Raw genomic sequence first — 14,106 nt, 5'->3', positions numbered from 1 at the left:
AAGAGACCCGATATCGGCAGGGCACGAAGTCTATGCGATAATGTCCGATTACCCCAGAAGCGGCTCAACCGGACACGCCATATGCCCATCCAGCCTCCGTCAAAAGGGACACTCTACATCGTCTCGGCGCCTTCCGGCGCAGGCAAGACCAGCCTGGTGCGCGCCCTGCTCGAACGCGTCGCGGGCATCCAGGTCAGCGTCTCGCACACCACCCGGGCCATGCGCCCCGGCGAGCAGAATGGCATCAACTATCACTTCGTCGACGTCGCCACCTTCGAGCGCCTGATCGAAAGCGGCGATTTCATCGAGCATGCGCGGGTCTTCGACAATTATTACGGCACCTCGCGCGCCGCCGTGCAGGCCCTGCTCGACGCCGGCCAGGACGTCATCCTGGAGATCGACTGGCAAGGTGCCCGCCAGGTACGCGAGGCCTTCGACGAGGCCGTCTCGATCTTCATTCTCCCGCCCTCGCGGGAAGCGCTCCACGCACGGCTTGCCGGGCGCGGCACCGACGACGCGGCGACCATCGCCCGGCGCATGCGCGACGCGGTCGACGAAATGTCGCATTACGACGAATACGAGCATGTCATCATCAACGACACCTTCGACCATGCGCTCGACGAACTGAGCTGCCTGGTGCATGCCCAGCGTACCCGCATGCCGCGGGTGCAGGCAGAGCACGCCCCGCTGCTGGCGGCGCTCTTGTCACGCGTGGAAGACGTCGAGTAGACTCGAGGGTCCTTCCGCAGGTCCGGCTTATGCCGTTTTCATTTCTCGATCAGGGTTCACACTCATGGCACGCGTTACCGTAGAAGATTGCCTCGACAACGTCGATAACCGTTTCCAGCTGGTCATGGTCGCGACCCAGCGTTCGCGCCAGCTCGCACGCGGCTCGCGCGACGCCCAACTGCCTTGGGAAAACGACAAGCCCACGGTCATGGCGCTGCGTGAAATCGCCGCCGGCCTGGTCGACCGCAGCATTCTCAACGAGGCCGTCGAACCGCCCGCCGCCAAGCCGCGTCCCGAGCGAGAGTTCAACGACTGAGTTCGCTCACTTCTCGACAGGCGCGCGCTATGTTCACCATCGACGATCTGGCAGACCGGCTGGGCGGCTACTTGCCGCCCGAGGAAATACTGCAGGTCAAGCGCGCCTTCTATTACGCCGAGCAGGCCCATGACGGCCAGCGTCGGCGCTCCGGCGAACCCTACGTCACGCATCCGCTGGCCGTCGCCAACATCCTCGCCAACATGCACATGGACCATCAGAGCCTGATGGCCGCCATGCTGCACGACGTCATCGAGGACACCGGCATCACCAAGGAGGCGCTGGCGCGTCAGTTCGGCGACCCCGTGGCCGAGCTGGTCGACGGCGTCTCCAAGCTGACCCAGATCACCTTCGAGGACAAGGCGGTCGCCCAGGCGGAAAACTTCCAGAAGATGGTCCTGGCGATGTCCAAGGACATCCGCGTGATCATCGTCAAGCTCGCCGACCGCCTGCACAACATGCGCACGCTCGGCGCGCTGCGTCCGGACAAGAAACGCCGCATCGCCCGCGAGACGCTGGAAATCTACGCCCGTATCGCCAGCCGCCTGGGCATCAACACCATTCGCGTCGAGCTCGAGGATCTTTCCTTCCAGGCGATTCATCCGATGCGCGCCGAGCGCATCAAGCGCGCGGTCACCAAGGCGCGCGGCAATCGTCGCTCGATGATGCGCCAGATCCAGGACAGCCTGCAGAAATGCCTCGACGACGACGCGCTCGTGGGCAGCGTGGTCGGGCGCCAGAAGCACCTGCTGTCGATCTATCGCAAGATGCGCGACCAGCGCAAACCCTTCGTCGAGATCATGGACGTCTTCGGGTTTCGCATCATCACCGACGACGTGGATACCTGCTATCGCATCCTGGGCGCGGTGCACAACCTCTACAAGCCGGTGCCGGGGCGCTTCAAGGACTATATCGCCATCCCCAAGGCCAACGGCTACCAGAGCCTGCACACCACGCTGTTCGGCCCCAACGGCATGCCCATCGAGGTACAGATCCGTACCCGCGAGATGGAGGCGATGGCCAACAACGGCATCGCCGCGCACTGGCTCTACAAGGCCGGCCAGACCGAGCGCCCCATCGGCGCCGGCAGCCATGCCCGGGCCCGCGAGTGGGTGCGCGGCCTGCTCGAGATGCAGCGCCACGCCGGCAACTCCCTGGAATTCATCGAACACGTCAAGAACGACCTGTTCCCCGACGATATCTACGTGTTCACGCCCAAGGGCGACATCATGGAGCTGCCCGGCGGTGCCACCGCGGTGGATTTCGCCTATACCGTGCATACCGACATCGGCAACAGCTGCATCGCCTGTCGCATCGACCGTCATCTGGCACCGCTTTCCTCGACGCTGGAAAGCGGCCAGACGCTGGAGATCATCACCGCTCCCGGCGCTCGTCCCAACCTCGCCTGGCTCAATTTCGTGGTCACCGCCAAGGCACGTTCGGCGATCCGCCATGCGATCAAGCATCAGCAGCGCACCGAGTCCGTGCAGTTGGGCCGGCGTCTGCTCAACCGTGCGCTGGGCGCCTTCGAGACCAGCCTCGAGGAACTGCCCGAGCCGCGCATGGCGGCGGTGCTCGACGAGCTGGAACTCAAGCACGAGGATGATCTGCTCGAATCGATCGGGCTCGGTACCCGCATGGCCTATGCCATCGCCCGGCGCCTGCTGGCCTCCACCGAGCCTGCGAGCGCCGAGGAGGTCGCGACCTCGCCGCATTCCGGCGGACCGATCGTGATCAACGGTGCCGAGGGCATGGTGATCAGCTTCGCGCGTTGCTGCTATCCGTTGCCCGGCGATCCGGTCATCGGCCATCTCTCGGTCGGCAAGGGGATCGTGGTGCATCGCCATGACTGTGGTAACCTGCAGGAGCTGCGCGACGACCCCGACAAGCTGTTCGCCCTGGAGTGGTCGCAGCAGATCGACCAGGACTTTCCGGTGGCGCTGCGTCTCCACGTCGAGACGCGACGCGGCCTGGTCGCCGAACTGGCCGGCCTGGTGACCGATGCCGATGCCAACATCGAGCGCATCGGCATCGAAGAACGCGACGCACGCCTGTCGATCGTCAACTTGACGCTGGCGGTCCATGACCGCGTGCATCTGGCAAGTATCATGAAACGACTGCGCAACCTGCCCCACGTCGGCAAGATCACCCGCGTTCGCAGTTAACGCCATGGCGACCGATCCGCCGCCCCTGTCGCGGCGGGTCGGTCGTTTCGTTTTGGCGATGCTCGGCGCCCCCGCTCACGCGGGTGCGGCGGCGTCGCCGTTTTTGTCCATCGCAACGTGCACTTCGCATAACGACAAGGAGCCATGCCATGAGTAACAAAGCCATGATCAACACCGAGCAGGCCCCGGCCGCCATCGGTCCTTACTCGCAGGCCGTCAAGGCCGGCAACACGGTCTATCTCTCCGGCCAGATTCCGCTGGACCCGCACACCATGGAGCTCGTGTCCGAGGACTTCGAAGCCCAGGCACGCCAGGTCTTCGACAATCTTCAGGCGGTGTGCCAGGAAGCGGCCGGCTCGCTGCAGGACATCGTCAAGCTCAACCTCTACCTCGTCGATCTCGACAACTTCGGCGTGGTCAACAAGGTGATGGAAGAGTACTTCCAGGCACCCTACCCGGCCCGTGCGGCGGTCGGCGTCAAGCAGCTTCCCAAGGGCAGCCAGGTCGAGGCCGAAGCGGTCATGGTCATCGGTGACTGAATCCGCCAGCCGCCCTCCGGCGACGCAGGGCGGACCCTCAGGCGCGGGCGGTCTGCGGCAGCTCGCCGCGTAGCTTGCTCACGTCCGTGCGGGGCGGCACGCCGAAAAGGCGGCTGTACTCGCGGCTGAAATGGGATGGACTTCCGTACCCCACGCGGAAACTGGCGGTGGCCGCCTCCATCCCTTCAGCCAGCATCAGCCTGCGCGCTTCATGCAGTCGCAGCTTTTTCTGGAACTGCACCGGCGACATCCGGGTGACCTGCTTGAAGCTGTGGAACAGTGACGACTCGCTCATGTTCACCATGTCCGCCAGCTCGCGAACGCGCAGCGGCTCGGTGAAGCGATCCTTGAGTACCGCGATCACCTTCGAGATGCGATGGGTCTGGGTATCGGCCACCGCGAACTTGCGCATGTGCAGGCCGATCTCGCCGACCAGCGCACGATAGAAGATCTCGCGCCGCACCAGCGGTGCGAGAATGCGGATGTCCTGGGGGGAATCGAGCAGGCTCACCAATCGCAGCATGGCTTCCACCAGCCCCTTCTCGGCCTGCACGCGCCCGAGGCCGCAAGCGGTCTCGGCGCATCCCCGCTCCTCCATCTCGCTCAGCCCCTCACCCAGCTCCAGTACCAGATCGGTGACTTCCTGGGCATCGACGGCGAGCTTCAACCCCAGGTAGGGCCGCTCCGCCGAAGCCTCGGTGATCTTGCCCAGTACCGGCAGGTGCACCGCCGACACCATGCAGCTCAGTGGCCCGTAATGGATTTCCCGGTCTCCCAGCCATACCGTCTTGCTCCCCTGCGCGATCAGACAGAGTGAAGGGTCGTAGACCGTCGAGCCTACACAGTTGTTGAGGGAGGAATTGGAGCGTATCAGCTCGAGTCCGGGCACCGCCGTGGTGGTCAGCCCCTCTTCCGGCGCCCATTTCTGAATCTGGCGAGACAGAGTATTCGCCAATTGGTCGATCTCATCATCCAGTGTTTCGAAAACAGGTTGAATGATACTCACGACTCACCTCCTCGCTGGGCGACCGGTTATTGTTTTTCGATAAAGCGCGAGTATAGGCCAGTTAACCGGCATTTTGATGACAAAAATCGATCCCTGCAGGATCGGGCAAGACCTCTGAAGAAACAGGCAAGCGGCTATCGATCTACCGGCAGAGCGAACGCCGCTCTTACTGCCAATCAACGTTTTCTACAGGATTGGGCAATCAACGACGAGTAACCCGATAACGCCTGTGCGTGGCGAAATCCTACAGTGGTCGTCCATACCCGGTGTCCATGCTCCCTCCCGACGGTGAAACCGTTCTCGAGCTTTGCTCACAAGATCCTCCTGGCGGATCGCGACCGGGAACAGTCAACGCGGAGTCAAAAAATGAACAAGCTCGACAAGAAACGCGTCTCGAAGACGAGCCTGTGCCGTGGTCTGGGCGTGGCGCTCTTCATCGCGCTGATGGCCGGCTGCGACGCACGCGGCGGGGCGGAAACCGCCAGTGCGCCGCCGCCTCCGGAAGTCGACGTGGCCACGGTCCTGGTGGAGCCGGTCACGCTGCGCGAGACTTTCACCGGCCGCGTAGTGTCACCCCAGACCGTACAGGTCCGGCCACGGGTGAGCGGCTACATCGACGAGGTCGCCTTCGAGGAAGGCGAGCTGGTCGAGTCGGGTGACCTGCTGTTCCGTATCGATCCCCGCCCCTACGAGGCTCGCGTCCAGGCCGCCAAGGCATCGTTGGCTCAGGCGCAGAGTCAGCGCCAGCTCACCGAGGTCGAGGCCGGCCGATCCCGCCAGTTGATCCAGAAAAACATGATCTCCCGTGAACAGCACGATCAGCGCCAGGCAGCCGCGCTCAATGCCCGGGCGCAGCAAGCGGAAGCCGAAGCCGCACTGACCAGTGCCGAGCTGGACCTGCAGTACACCCGGGTCACCGCACCGGTGGCCGGCCGCACCGGTCGCGCCATGATCACCCGGGGCAACCTCGCCAGTGCCGACCAGTCGGTGCTGACCACGCTGGTGTCGATGGATCCCTTGTACGTCTACTTCGACAGCAACGAAACCGAAGCCCAGGGGACGCAGGCACTGATGGCCCGGGACGAACCCCTGACGCTGAACATCGGCCTGACCGGCGAGACGGGCTTCCCCCATCAGGGACGGCTGGATTTCGTCGACAACCAGATCAACGCCGATACCGGCACGCTGCGCTATCGCGCCGTTCTGCCCAATCCGGATGGCCTCTTCAGGCCCGGCCAGTTCGCGCGTGTGGAAATGCCCGTGGCTCACCTCGAGCAGGCCGTGCTGGTGAATCGCAAGGCCGTGCTCGCCAATCAGGATCGGCGCTTCGTCTACGTGGTCGGCAATGACGCCACCGTGACCCCCCGTCAGGTGGAGCTCGGCCGCGAGGTGGGAGAGCTGGTGGTGATCCGCGACGGGCTGAAGGCCGGTGAGCGGGTGATCGTCAACGGTACCCAGAAGGTGTTCGCCCCCGGCATGCCAGTCACGCCGAACCCGGTGGCCATGCGCGAGCCGAACGCCGGCAACGACATCGCCACGCGGTCCTAGCACTGCCTGCAGGCGCTTCTTTCTCCCCGGAATGACAAGACGCGGTGGGCGTCGTCCTCACCGCCCAGGAGCCAGTGGTCATGAATTTTTCCCGCTTTTTCGTGGACCGGCCGATCTTCGCCGCGGTGCTCTCCATCATCATCTTCGCGGTGGGGGCGATTTCCATTCCCAACCTGCCGGTCGGCGAGTATCCGGAGGTGGTACCGCCCTCGGTACTGGTGCGCACCACCTATCCGGGTGCCAACCCCAAGGAGATCGCGGAAACCGTGGCGACGCCGCTGGAGGAGGCGATCACCGGTGTCGAGGACATGATGTACTTCAAGTCCGTGGCCGGCTCCGATGGCGTGCTGCAGATGACCATCACCTTCCAGCCCGGGACGGATGCCGAACAGGCCACCGTGCGCGTCCAGAACCGGGTCAGCCAGGCGCTGGCGCGATTGCCGGAAGCGGTGAGGCGACAGGGCGTGACCACCCAGAAGCAGTCCCCCACCTTCCTGATGGTGGTGCACCTGGTCTCGCCGGATGACAGCTACGATACCCTCTACCTGCGCAACTACGCGCGCCTGCACGTGCGCGACCAGCTGGCGAAGATTTCCGGTGTCGGCGAGGCGCAGCTGTTCGGCGGCGGCGATTACGCCATGCGCGCCTGGCTGGACCCCGACCGCATCGCCTCTCACGGTCTCACCGCCGGTGATGTGGTCGACGCCATGCGCGAACAGAACGTCCAGGTCTCCGCCGGCCAGATCGGCGCCGAGCCGATGCCGGACAGCGACTTCCTCACCCTGATCAACGCCAAGGGGCGCCTGTCCACCGAGCAGGAATTCGGCAACATCGTGCTCAAGGTCGGCGAGGATGGCGAGATCCTGCGACTTGGCGATGTCGCTCGGCTCGAGATGGGCGCGGGCGACTACACTCTGCGCTCCCGGCTGGACGGCAAGGAGGCGGTGGCAATCGGCATCTTCCAGTCGCCCGGCGCCAACGCCCTGCAGATCCGCGACCAGGTAGTCCGCACCATGGACGAGCTGGCCACCCGGTTCCCGCCGGGGGTGGAGTATCGCACCGTCTACGACACCACCCTGTTCGTCAGCGACTCGATCCGCTCGGTGATCCAGACCCTGCTGGAGGCGATACTGCTGGTGGTGCTGGTGGTGACGCTGTTTCTGCAGACCTGGCGCGCCTCGCTGATTCCGCTGCTGGCGGTGCCGGTCTCGGTGGTGGGGACCTTCGCGGTGCTGTTGCTGCTGGGGTATTCGATCAACACCCTGACCCTGTTCGGGCTGGTGCTCGCCATCGGTATCGTGGTCGACGACGCCATCGTGGTGGTGGAGAACGTGGAGCGCAACATCGGCCAGGGGCTGGCGCCACGGGCCGCCGCGCATCAGGCGATGCGCGAGGTGTCCGGGCCGATCGTCGCCATCGGCCTGGTGCTGTGCGCGGTGTTCGTGCCGATGGCGTTCCTCTCCGGCGTGACCGGCCAGTTCTACCGCCAGTTCGCGGTGACCATCGCCATCTCGACGGTGATCTCGACGATCAACTCGCTGACCCTGTCACCGGCCCTGGCGGCGATGCTGCTCAGGCCCCACGACGCTCCGAAGGATCGCCTGACCCGGGTGATCGACGTCCTGTTCGGCTGGCTGTTCCGACCGTTCAACCGCTTCTTCAACGCCAGCTCCAGGCGCTACCAGGGCGTGGTATCGAGGAGCCTGCGCCGTCGCGGCGCGGTGTTCGTGGTCTACCTGGCCCTGCTGGGGGCCACCGGCTATCTGTTGAAGATCGTGCCGCCAGGGTTCATTCCGGTGCAGGACAAGATGTACCTGATCGCCGGCGTGAAACTTCCCGAGGGCGCTTCGCTGGCACGTACCGATGCCCTGCTGCGTCAGGTGGTGGACATCGCCATGGAGACCGACGGCGTCGAACACGCCATCTCGTTTCCCGGCCTCAACGCGCTGCAGTTCACCAACACCGCCAACACCGGGCTGGCGTTTCTGACCCTGAAGCCGTTCGATCAGCGCACCCGCACCGCGGCGGAGATCAATGCCGAGATCGCCGGCAAGATCGGCGGTCTCAAGGATGGCATCGCGTTCTCGTTCATGCCGCCGCCGATTCTCGGGCTGGGCAACGGTTCGGGCTATCAGCTGTTCATCGAGGACCGCGGCGGCCTCGGCTACGGCCCGCTGCAGGAGGCAGTGACCGCCTTCCAGGGCGCGGTGGTGCAGACGCCGGGCATGAGCTATCCGATCACCAGCTATCAGGCCAACGTGCCCCAGCTCGATGCCGAGGTGGACCGACTCAAGGCCAAGACCCAGGGCGTGGCGGTGAGCGACCTGTTCGATATCCTGCAGACCTATCTTGGCTCCACCTACGTCAACGATTTCAATACCTTCGGCCGCACCTGGCAGGTCATCGCCCAGGCCGACGCCCCCTATCGCGACAGCGTCGAGGACATCGCCCGGCTGCGCACCCGCAACGCCCAGGGCGACATGGTACCGATCGGCTCGATGATCGATATCCACCAGAGCTTCGGCCCCGACCCGGTGCTGCGCTTCAACGGCTATCCGGCGGCGGACCTGGCCGGCGAGGCCGATCCGCGGGTGCTCTCCTCGCCCCAGGCGATGAGCGTCCTGTCCAATATCGGCGCACGGGTACTGCCGGATGGCATCGACTTCGAATGGACCGACCTCAGCTATCAGCAGTCCACTCAGGGCAATGCCGCGCTGGTGGTGTTCCCGCTGGCGGTCCTGCTGGTGTTCCTGGTACTGGCGGCGCTCTACGAAAGCTGGATCCTGCCGCTGGCGGTGATCCTGATCGTGCCGATGTGCCTGCTGTCGGCACTCGTCGGTGTCAGGCTCTCAGGCGGCGATACCAACGTCTTCGTCCAGGTGGGCCTGGTGGTGCTGATCGGGCTGGCCTGCAAGAACGCCATCCTGATCGTCGAATTCGCCCGCGAGCTCGAGTTCCAGGGGCACGGCGTGGTGGAAGCGGCACTGGAGGCCTGCCGGTTGCGGCTGCGTCCGATCATCATGACCTCGATCACCTTCACCGCGGCGGTGATACCGCTGGCGCTGGGGCACGGCGCGGGGGCCGAGGTGCGTCAGGCGCTGGGGATCGCGGTGTTCGCCGGGATGCTCGGCGTGACCCTGTTCGGCCTGTTCCTGACGCCGGTCTTCTACGTCGCACTGCGCAAGCTGGCCGGCCCGCTCGATCGGGGTCACGGCTCCACGATGGAGGGTGAAAGCAATCCGGAAGGTGAAAGCCACCCTCGGCAGGGCGACGAACCTGCATGAGCGGCATGTCATGCGCGCGATCGGCCTGGGCAGCCATGGGTCTTCTTGTGGGGACAGGCCTCGTGCGGACCGTGCCTGACACCGTTGGCAAGAAAGGGCTGATGCGTCACCCTGCTGGCAACCCCACCGGGAGCCGCCATCGTGACCGTTTCTCGCCGACTCTTCTTCGCCCTGTGGCCCGACGACACCACTCGCCGGGCGCTGGCCGCCGAGGCTCAGCGCCTGGCGCCACTCTGCGGCGGCTACCCGCTGCCCGCGGAGAACATGCATATCACGCTGGCGTTTCTGGGCAATGTCGACGAGGCCCGAATCGCCCCACTCGTCGCCCTCGCGCAGGCCTGGCCGGCGCTGCAGGGCGAGTGGACGCTGGATCGGCTGGGGCATTTCCCCAAGCCCCGCATCGTCTGGGCGGGCAGCCAGGCGTCGAGTCCCGAGCTGATGGCGCTCGATGCCGAGCTCTGGCAGGCGCTGGCCCGTCATGGCTTCACCGCGCCGCAGCGTGACTTCACCCCGCATGTCAGCCTGGTGCGCCAGGCCGACCGCGCGGCACCGGCGTCACGGCTGCCCACCCCGATCCGCTGGCGCTTCGACCGTCTCGCCCTGGTGGAATCGCAGCTCGACAATGGTGGCTCGCGCTATCGGACGTTGGCGTGCGGTGTCGATTGATACCACCAGCATGAATTGCCCAGAAGAATGACGGTACGCGTTGCCAAATCTGCCAGGAGAAAGTGCTGAACATCCGCCAGGATGCTGTTCAAAGCGCGTAATTTTCCCTGCAAGTCGCTATTGACGGGCAAGTTCGCGACGCGTTTTGTCGCAGCCGTGTTGTACAGTCCGGCCATGGTTTTCTCCCGTACAGAGCTCCTCCGATGAAGCCGCTATTCGCTCAAGACGGACGCCAGGATAAGAAGCACGTCTCCCTCTGGGAGCGGCTCCCCTCAAGGAAGGTTGCCCTACTACCGTGGCAACGCCTGAAAAAGGTGCTCTTACCATCCTGTCGGTCCACACACCACGGTGAGGACGCCAACTGGCGCTCGGTGGATCTCTCCGCGCAGCTGGGTTATCCACTGACGCTTGAGATTCAAGGCTGGTGCGGCTCCAGCCCCTTCGCCTGGAGAAGCATCAGCGAAGGCACCATCATCGTGAAAAGCTGCTTTCTCCAAGCGCCCGGTATCCCTCTGGAAATGCTGCTCGCTCGGGACGATATCATCGGGGAGGGCGTACCGTCGGAACTCGTATTCTTGGGCAATAACGTACCTTTCCTGCGTTATGCCCTCTATCAGGCATGCGCCTGCCTAACCTCCGCCCGACAACTAGCCGTGGACTGCCCACTACTGCTGATCTTCGCCCTCGATTGGGCACATCGGATGGATATTGAACAAGCCGAACTGGCGGCATGGCTTTCCAGCAAGCGCGCCCGGCTATTGGAAACCATCGGCCTGCCCGGCTCCGCTTCACTCGCTAGGCTGTTGCGTCGTATTCCAGTGACTCCGCTCACGAACTGGCAGTTGGACGCCGCACGGCAATGCCTGCAACACCCCGATGCCTTGGCGCTACTAAGGCACCTCACTCACCCTACTCTCAACCATGTGTGGTTCCTGCACCGCTTCCCCGCTTCTTGGCCAAAGCTGCTGGAGATGATCGGGCAGGACGCGCCGTTGCACGAAATCATCTGGTTACAGCGCATGGTCCTGGACATTCAACGCCTCGCGCCCAATGGCACCCAGCTCTACCGCGCAAGCGACCCCCAGGCGTTGCAGCAGCTGCATGACGACTTGGTGGAACGTTTCAATGCCCTGAGCCGGGAGAACTGTGGCGCTGCATTCGCTATGCAGTATGGCGATTATCCTGAGGCGCCCCTGCCCGGCGATGCCGATATCGTCGCGCTGACGAGCTGGGATGCCCTGCTGGAAGAAGGCAAGCGAATGCATCACTGCATCGGCAGTTACGCGGCACAAATCGCCGCGCGCCAGGTAATCGTCTACCACATGCAAGCGCCTGAAGTGCTGACCATTGCGCTCGCCCCGCAAGGCGGTAAATGGGGGCTGCAAGAAGCACGCGGTTATTGCAACGCCTCGCCAAGCGAGGTGTCACTGAAGGCAATACAATGGTGGTTGGCAGCTTACTACTAGACCTAGCCTGCGATATGAGTTTCTGTCTGAAAGGCGTGTTCGTCCACCCACTTAGCCAAATCGCCCAGTGCTGTCATCGCGCCTGCTTTGGTGTACTCGCGGGGCCAAGCACTCAAAACCAGCCAGCGCCCTGCGATTTCAGGCCAAGTGTCATTGCCATAGCCATCCCTATACCAAGTGCAATCCCGCTGTTTGGTGATAGGCGTTATTTTCAAAAATGCCTGCTCGATTTCCTTAAGCCAGGGGTCGTGACGCTCCTGACTTTCCAAATACGCTCTCACCTCGAAACCGATGCTTTCATCGCCTTCTGACTCTGCTGACGGGTAATAAATCAAGCATACCTGAGAGCCTTTACCATTATTTTCACCCCAAGTGTGAGGGAAGAAGCGCCATACCCTTGTCTGCTCTCCCCAATCCTCCGACCTTTTATTGGTGCCAAGCTCGCTGGTGTCTATCTGCAACGCAGCAGCAATATGGCTTTTGCCTTCCGCCATCAACTCTTGCTCGAATTTATCCAGACGTTGAGAGGCTTCGTAGAGGTCGTTGAAATGCTTTAGCGAAAAATCCAGCTCTTCTTCCGTCATTGTCTTTGCTTCCTTCGGGTGAGCAATAGCGTCGAGATGCTGCAACAACTCTTGATAGAATATTTGCCATTTCGTCTGATTTAATGCCGCGACATCTTGCCCATACAGTTCGTAAGCCGACTTCAATATTGCCGAGTAGGACAGCACTACCCAACCTGCTTTTTTTGCATATCCTGGAACATCCTCCTCGGAATCGTCCGGGCGCAGGATGCACTTGTAGACTTGAGCCGCACGACGGTTCAGCAAGTCGTCGTAAACGTTGAACGGGTTATATTTCGCGGACGACCACACTTTATGCTCGATACCCAATACGAAGTCGTGTCCCGAAACCACCAGATCCAGGCGTTTCGTCGATTCGCTCTCGATATTCCAGCTTCCCGCTTCCCGCTCGGTAGTGACCGATTCCCAGTCGATTCGCTGTAGGTGTTCGTGATCGAAGCCACCTTGACGTACGAGTGCATGCAACACGGCCTTGGCCAACCAACGGGGCGAGCCGGGATAACCACCCATGAAGAAGGCCATCAAGTTTGACAGGCGGTTCTCGTTCGTCCCTGGCCCTGCCTCGGAAAACAGATTGGGCGTAGGGGGCGCTGGTGGGGGAAGCAACGCCAGTTTCTCGAAAAAACGCTCCAATGCTGCCAAGTCGGTCGTTTCTGAAGACATCACGTCATGGTTCATGTGTGGGTTGAGCCATCATTTTGACGCAAGGCCTTTACATTTTCACACAAGAAAGAACAGTGCCAGATCGCCCCGAACAGGAACCGTCTCGCCAAGACACTGAACGCCCGCGCCCGGCAGACAGCAGAAAAGCGCCCGCAGGCGCTTTGTCATGGTTTTGCGGGTTGGCGAGGTCAGTCGTCAGGCGCTTTCCGTGGCGGTCAGGAAGCCGCCCTGCTTGAGAACGTCTTCGTACCCCTCGCGAAAGGTGGGATACTGAAAGCGGTAGCCACTGTCACGCAGCCGGGTGTTGTCGCAGCGCTTGCTGGCACGCCGACGCAGTGGCGACTGGATGGTCTCGGTGAGCTCGACCTTGAGCTTGCCGGCCATCCAGGTCATGACTTCGTGCAACGGCGTCGGCTCGCAGTCACTGGCCAGATAGAGCGTCTCCAGCGGCTGGCCGTCCTGCGCCAGGGCGATCAGGTGGGTCAGGACACCGGCACAGTCGTCGCGGTGGATGCGGTTGGAATACATCGGCGGATTCGCCGCCGCGACGCGCCCCTCCTTGACCTGGCGAATCAGGCGGTCGCGCCCCGGGCCGTAAATGCCGGAAAAACGTACCACAGTGCCGGGCAGCGGATGATCGAGCAGCGCCTGCTCGGCCTCGCGCATCAACACGCCGGAGAAGCCCGAGGGCACCGTCTCCGAGGTCTCGTCGACGACCTCGCCCGCCTGCTGGGCGTAGACGCTGGTCGAGGAGACGAAGAACACCCGCCGGGGAGGCGTGGCACGCGTCTCGAGTTCACCGAGCACCGCCTTGAGCCCCTTGGGATAGGCCTCGGCGTAAGCGTTCTCGTCGAAACGCTCGGCACTCAGAATGTAGACTACGGTATCCGCGTCGGGCAGCTGCCCGAGCCCGGCGGGGTCGGAGATATCCAGCGCCAGAGGCTCGATGCCCGTGCCCTCGAGTGGCGCGACATGACGGCGGACGCCGATCACACGCTGGCCCGCCTCGAGCAGGCGCTTGCCCAGCTGGATGCCGATGTCGCCACAACCAATAATCAGAGTCGATTTCTTCACCTTTCCCTAGCCCCTTGGTAAAAAGTCCCTTGGTAAAAAGTCCCTGACACCGAGTACCTTAGTGAA

11 protein-coding genes are annotated in these 14,106 nt (G+C 63.2%); 8 read left to right on the top strand and 3 right to left on the bottom strand.

Annotated elements, in window-relative coordinates:
* Positions 1 to 81 precede the first annotated feature (81 nt).
* The 4 genes from gmk (at position 82) to ABGX75_RS02550 (ending at position 3,749) form a co-directional block, all read left to right on the top strand.
* Positions 82 to 729, top strand: coding sequence for a guanylate kinase (gmk, locus tag ABGX75_RS02565; RefSeq protein WP_011508523.1), 648 nt, complete (start codon positions 82 to 84; stop codon positions 727 to 729).
* Positions 730 to 793: 64 nt separating this feature from the next.
* Positions 794 to 1,045: a DNA-directed RNA polymerase subunit omega gene (gene rpoZ / locus ABGX75_RS02560; protein WP_011508524.1), complete on the top strand. Its 252-nt coding sequence runs from the start codon at positions 794 to 796 to the stop codon at positions 1,043 to 1,045.
* Between the two features lie 29 nt (positions 1,046 to 1,074).
* Positions 1,075 to 3,210: a bifunctional GTP diphosphokinase/guanosine-3',5'-bis pyrophosphate 3'-pyrophosphohydrolase gene (gene spoT, locus ABGX75_RS02555; RefSeq protein WP_011508525.1), complete on the top strand. Its 2,136-nt coding sequence runs from the start codon at positions 1,075 to 1,077 to the stop codon at positions 3,208 to 3,210.
* A gap of 149 nt (positions 3,211 to 3,359) precedes the next feature.
* On the top strand, positions 3,360 to 3,749 hold the full coding sequence (locus tag ABGX75_RS02550) for a RidA family protein (protein WP_011508526.1): 390 nt from the start codon (positions 3,360 to 3,362) through the stop codon (positions 3,747 to 3,749).
* A gap of 37 nt (positions 3,750 to 3,786) precedes the next feature.
* Here ABGX75_RS02550 and ABGX75_RS02545 read toward each other — a convergent pair whose 3' ends face one another.
* Positions 3,787 to 4,755, bottom strand: coding sequence for an AraC family transcriptional regulator (locus tag ABGX75_RS02545; protein ID WP_347410803.1), 969 nt, complete (start codon positions 4,753 to 4,755; stop codon positions 3,787 to 3,789).
* A 366-nt stretch (positions 4,756 to 5,121) separates the two neighbouring features.
* On the opposite strand from ABGX75_RS02545, the gene ABGX75_RS02540 reads away from it, so the two are divergent.
* The 4 genes from ABGX75_RS02540 to ABGX75_RS02525 all read left to right on the top strand — a co-directional run bounded on the left by ABGX75_RS02540 (position 5,122) and on the right by ABGX75_RS02525 (position 11,719).
* Positions 5,122 to 6,303 (top strand): efflux RND transporter periplasmic adaptor subunit, encoded by a 1,182-nt coding sequence (locus ABGX75_RS02540; RefSeq protein WP_347410804.1) that lies wholly within the window; start codon positions 5,122 to 5,124, stop codon positions 6,301 to 6,303.
* Positions 6,304 to 6,383: 80 nt separating this feature from the next.
* A complete protein-coding gene (locus tag ABGX75_RS02535; RefSeq protein ID WP_347410805.1) occupies positions 6,384 to 9,587 on the top strand; it encodes a multidrug efflux RND transporter permease subunit in 3,204 nt (1,067 codons plus the stop codon).
* A gap of 141 nt (positions 9,588 to 9,728) precedes the next feature.
* Positions 9,729 to 10,253 (top strand): RNA 2',3'-cyclic phosphodiesterase, encoded by a 525-nt coding sequence (gene thpR, locus ABGX75_RS02530; RefSeq protein WP_011508530.1) that lies wholly within the window; start codon positions 9,729 to 9,731, stop codon positions 10,251 to 10,253.
* 203 nt (positions 10,254 to 10,456) lie between these two features.
* Positions 10,457 to 11,719, top strand: coding sequence for a PcfJ domain-containing protein (locus ABGX75_RS02525; protein WP_347410806.1), 1,263 nt, complete (start codon positions 10,457 to 10,459; stop codon positions 11,717 to 11,719).
* A gap of 2 nt (positions 11,720 to 11,721) precedes the next feature.
* Here ABGX75_RS02525 and ABGX75_RS02520 read toward each other — a convergent pair whose 3' ends face one another.
* Together ABGX75_RS02520 and ABGX75_RS02515 are read right to left on the bottom strand one after the other, a co-directional pair.
* Positions 11,722 to 12,981 (bottom strand): PD-(D/E)XK nuclease family protein, encoded by a 1,260-nt coding sequence (locus tag ABGX75_RS02520; protein ID WP_011508532.1) that lies wholly within the window; start codon positions 12,979 to 12,981, stop codon positions 11,722 to 11,724.
* A gap of 180 nt (positions 12,982 to 13,161) precedes the next feature.
* A complete protein-coding gene (locus ABGX75_RS02515; protein WP_011508533.1) occupies positions 13,162 to 14,040 on the bottom strand; it encodes an SDR family oxidoreductase in 879 nt (292 codons plus the stop codon).
* Between the last annotated feature and the right edge of the window lie 66 nt (positions 14,041 to 14,106).

It is taken from the genome of Chromohalobacter sp. (genome assembly GCF_039830575.1).
In the GTDB taxonomy this organism is placed as follows: domain Bacteria; phylum Pseudomonadota; class Gammaproteobacteria; order Pseudomonadales; family Halomonadaceae; genus Chromohalobacter; species Chromohalobacter israelensis.
This window is presented reverse-complemented; position numbering and strand designations above follow the sequence as displayed.

Bases quoted from the DNA above. Each gene is read 5' to 3' on its own strand.
- gmk (WP_011508523.1), top strand. From the start codon at position 82: ATGCCCATCCAGCCTCCGTCAAAAGGGACACTCTACATCGTCTCGGCG.
- rpoZ (WP_011508524.1), top strand. From the start codon at position 794: ATGGCACGCGTTACCGTAGAAGATTGCCTCGACAACGTCGATAACCGT.
- spoT (WP_011508525.1), top strand. From the start codon at position 1,075: ATGTTCACCATCGACGATCTGGCAGACCGGCTGGGCGGCTACTTGCCG.
- ABGX75_RS02550 (WP_011508526.1), top strand. From the start codon at position 3,360: ATGAGTAACAAAGCCATGATCAACACCGAGCAGGCCCCGGCCGCCATC.
- ABGX75_RS02540 (WP_347410804.1), top strand. From the start codon at position 5,122: ATGAACAAGCTCGACAAGAAACGCGTCTCGAAGACGAGCCTGTGCCGT.
- ABGX75_RS02535 (WP_347410805.1), top strand. From the start codon at position 6,384: ATGAATTTTTCCCGCTTTTTCGTGGACCGGCCGATCTTCGCCGCGGTG.
- ABGX75_RS02525 (WP_347410806.1), top strand. From the start codon at position 10,457: ATGAAGCCGCTATTCGCTCAAGACGGACGCCAGGATAAGAAGCACGTC.
- ABGX75_RS02520 (WP_011508532.1), bottom strand. From the start codon at position 12,981: ATGAACCATGACGTGATGTCTTCAGAAACGACCGACTTGGCAGCATTG.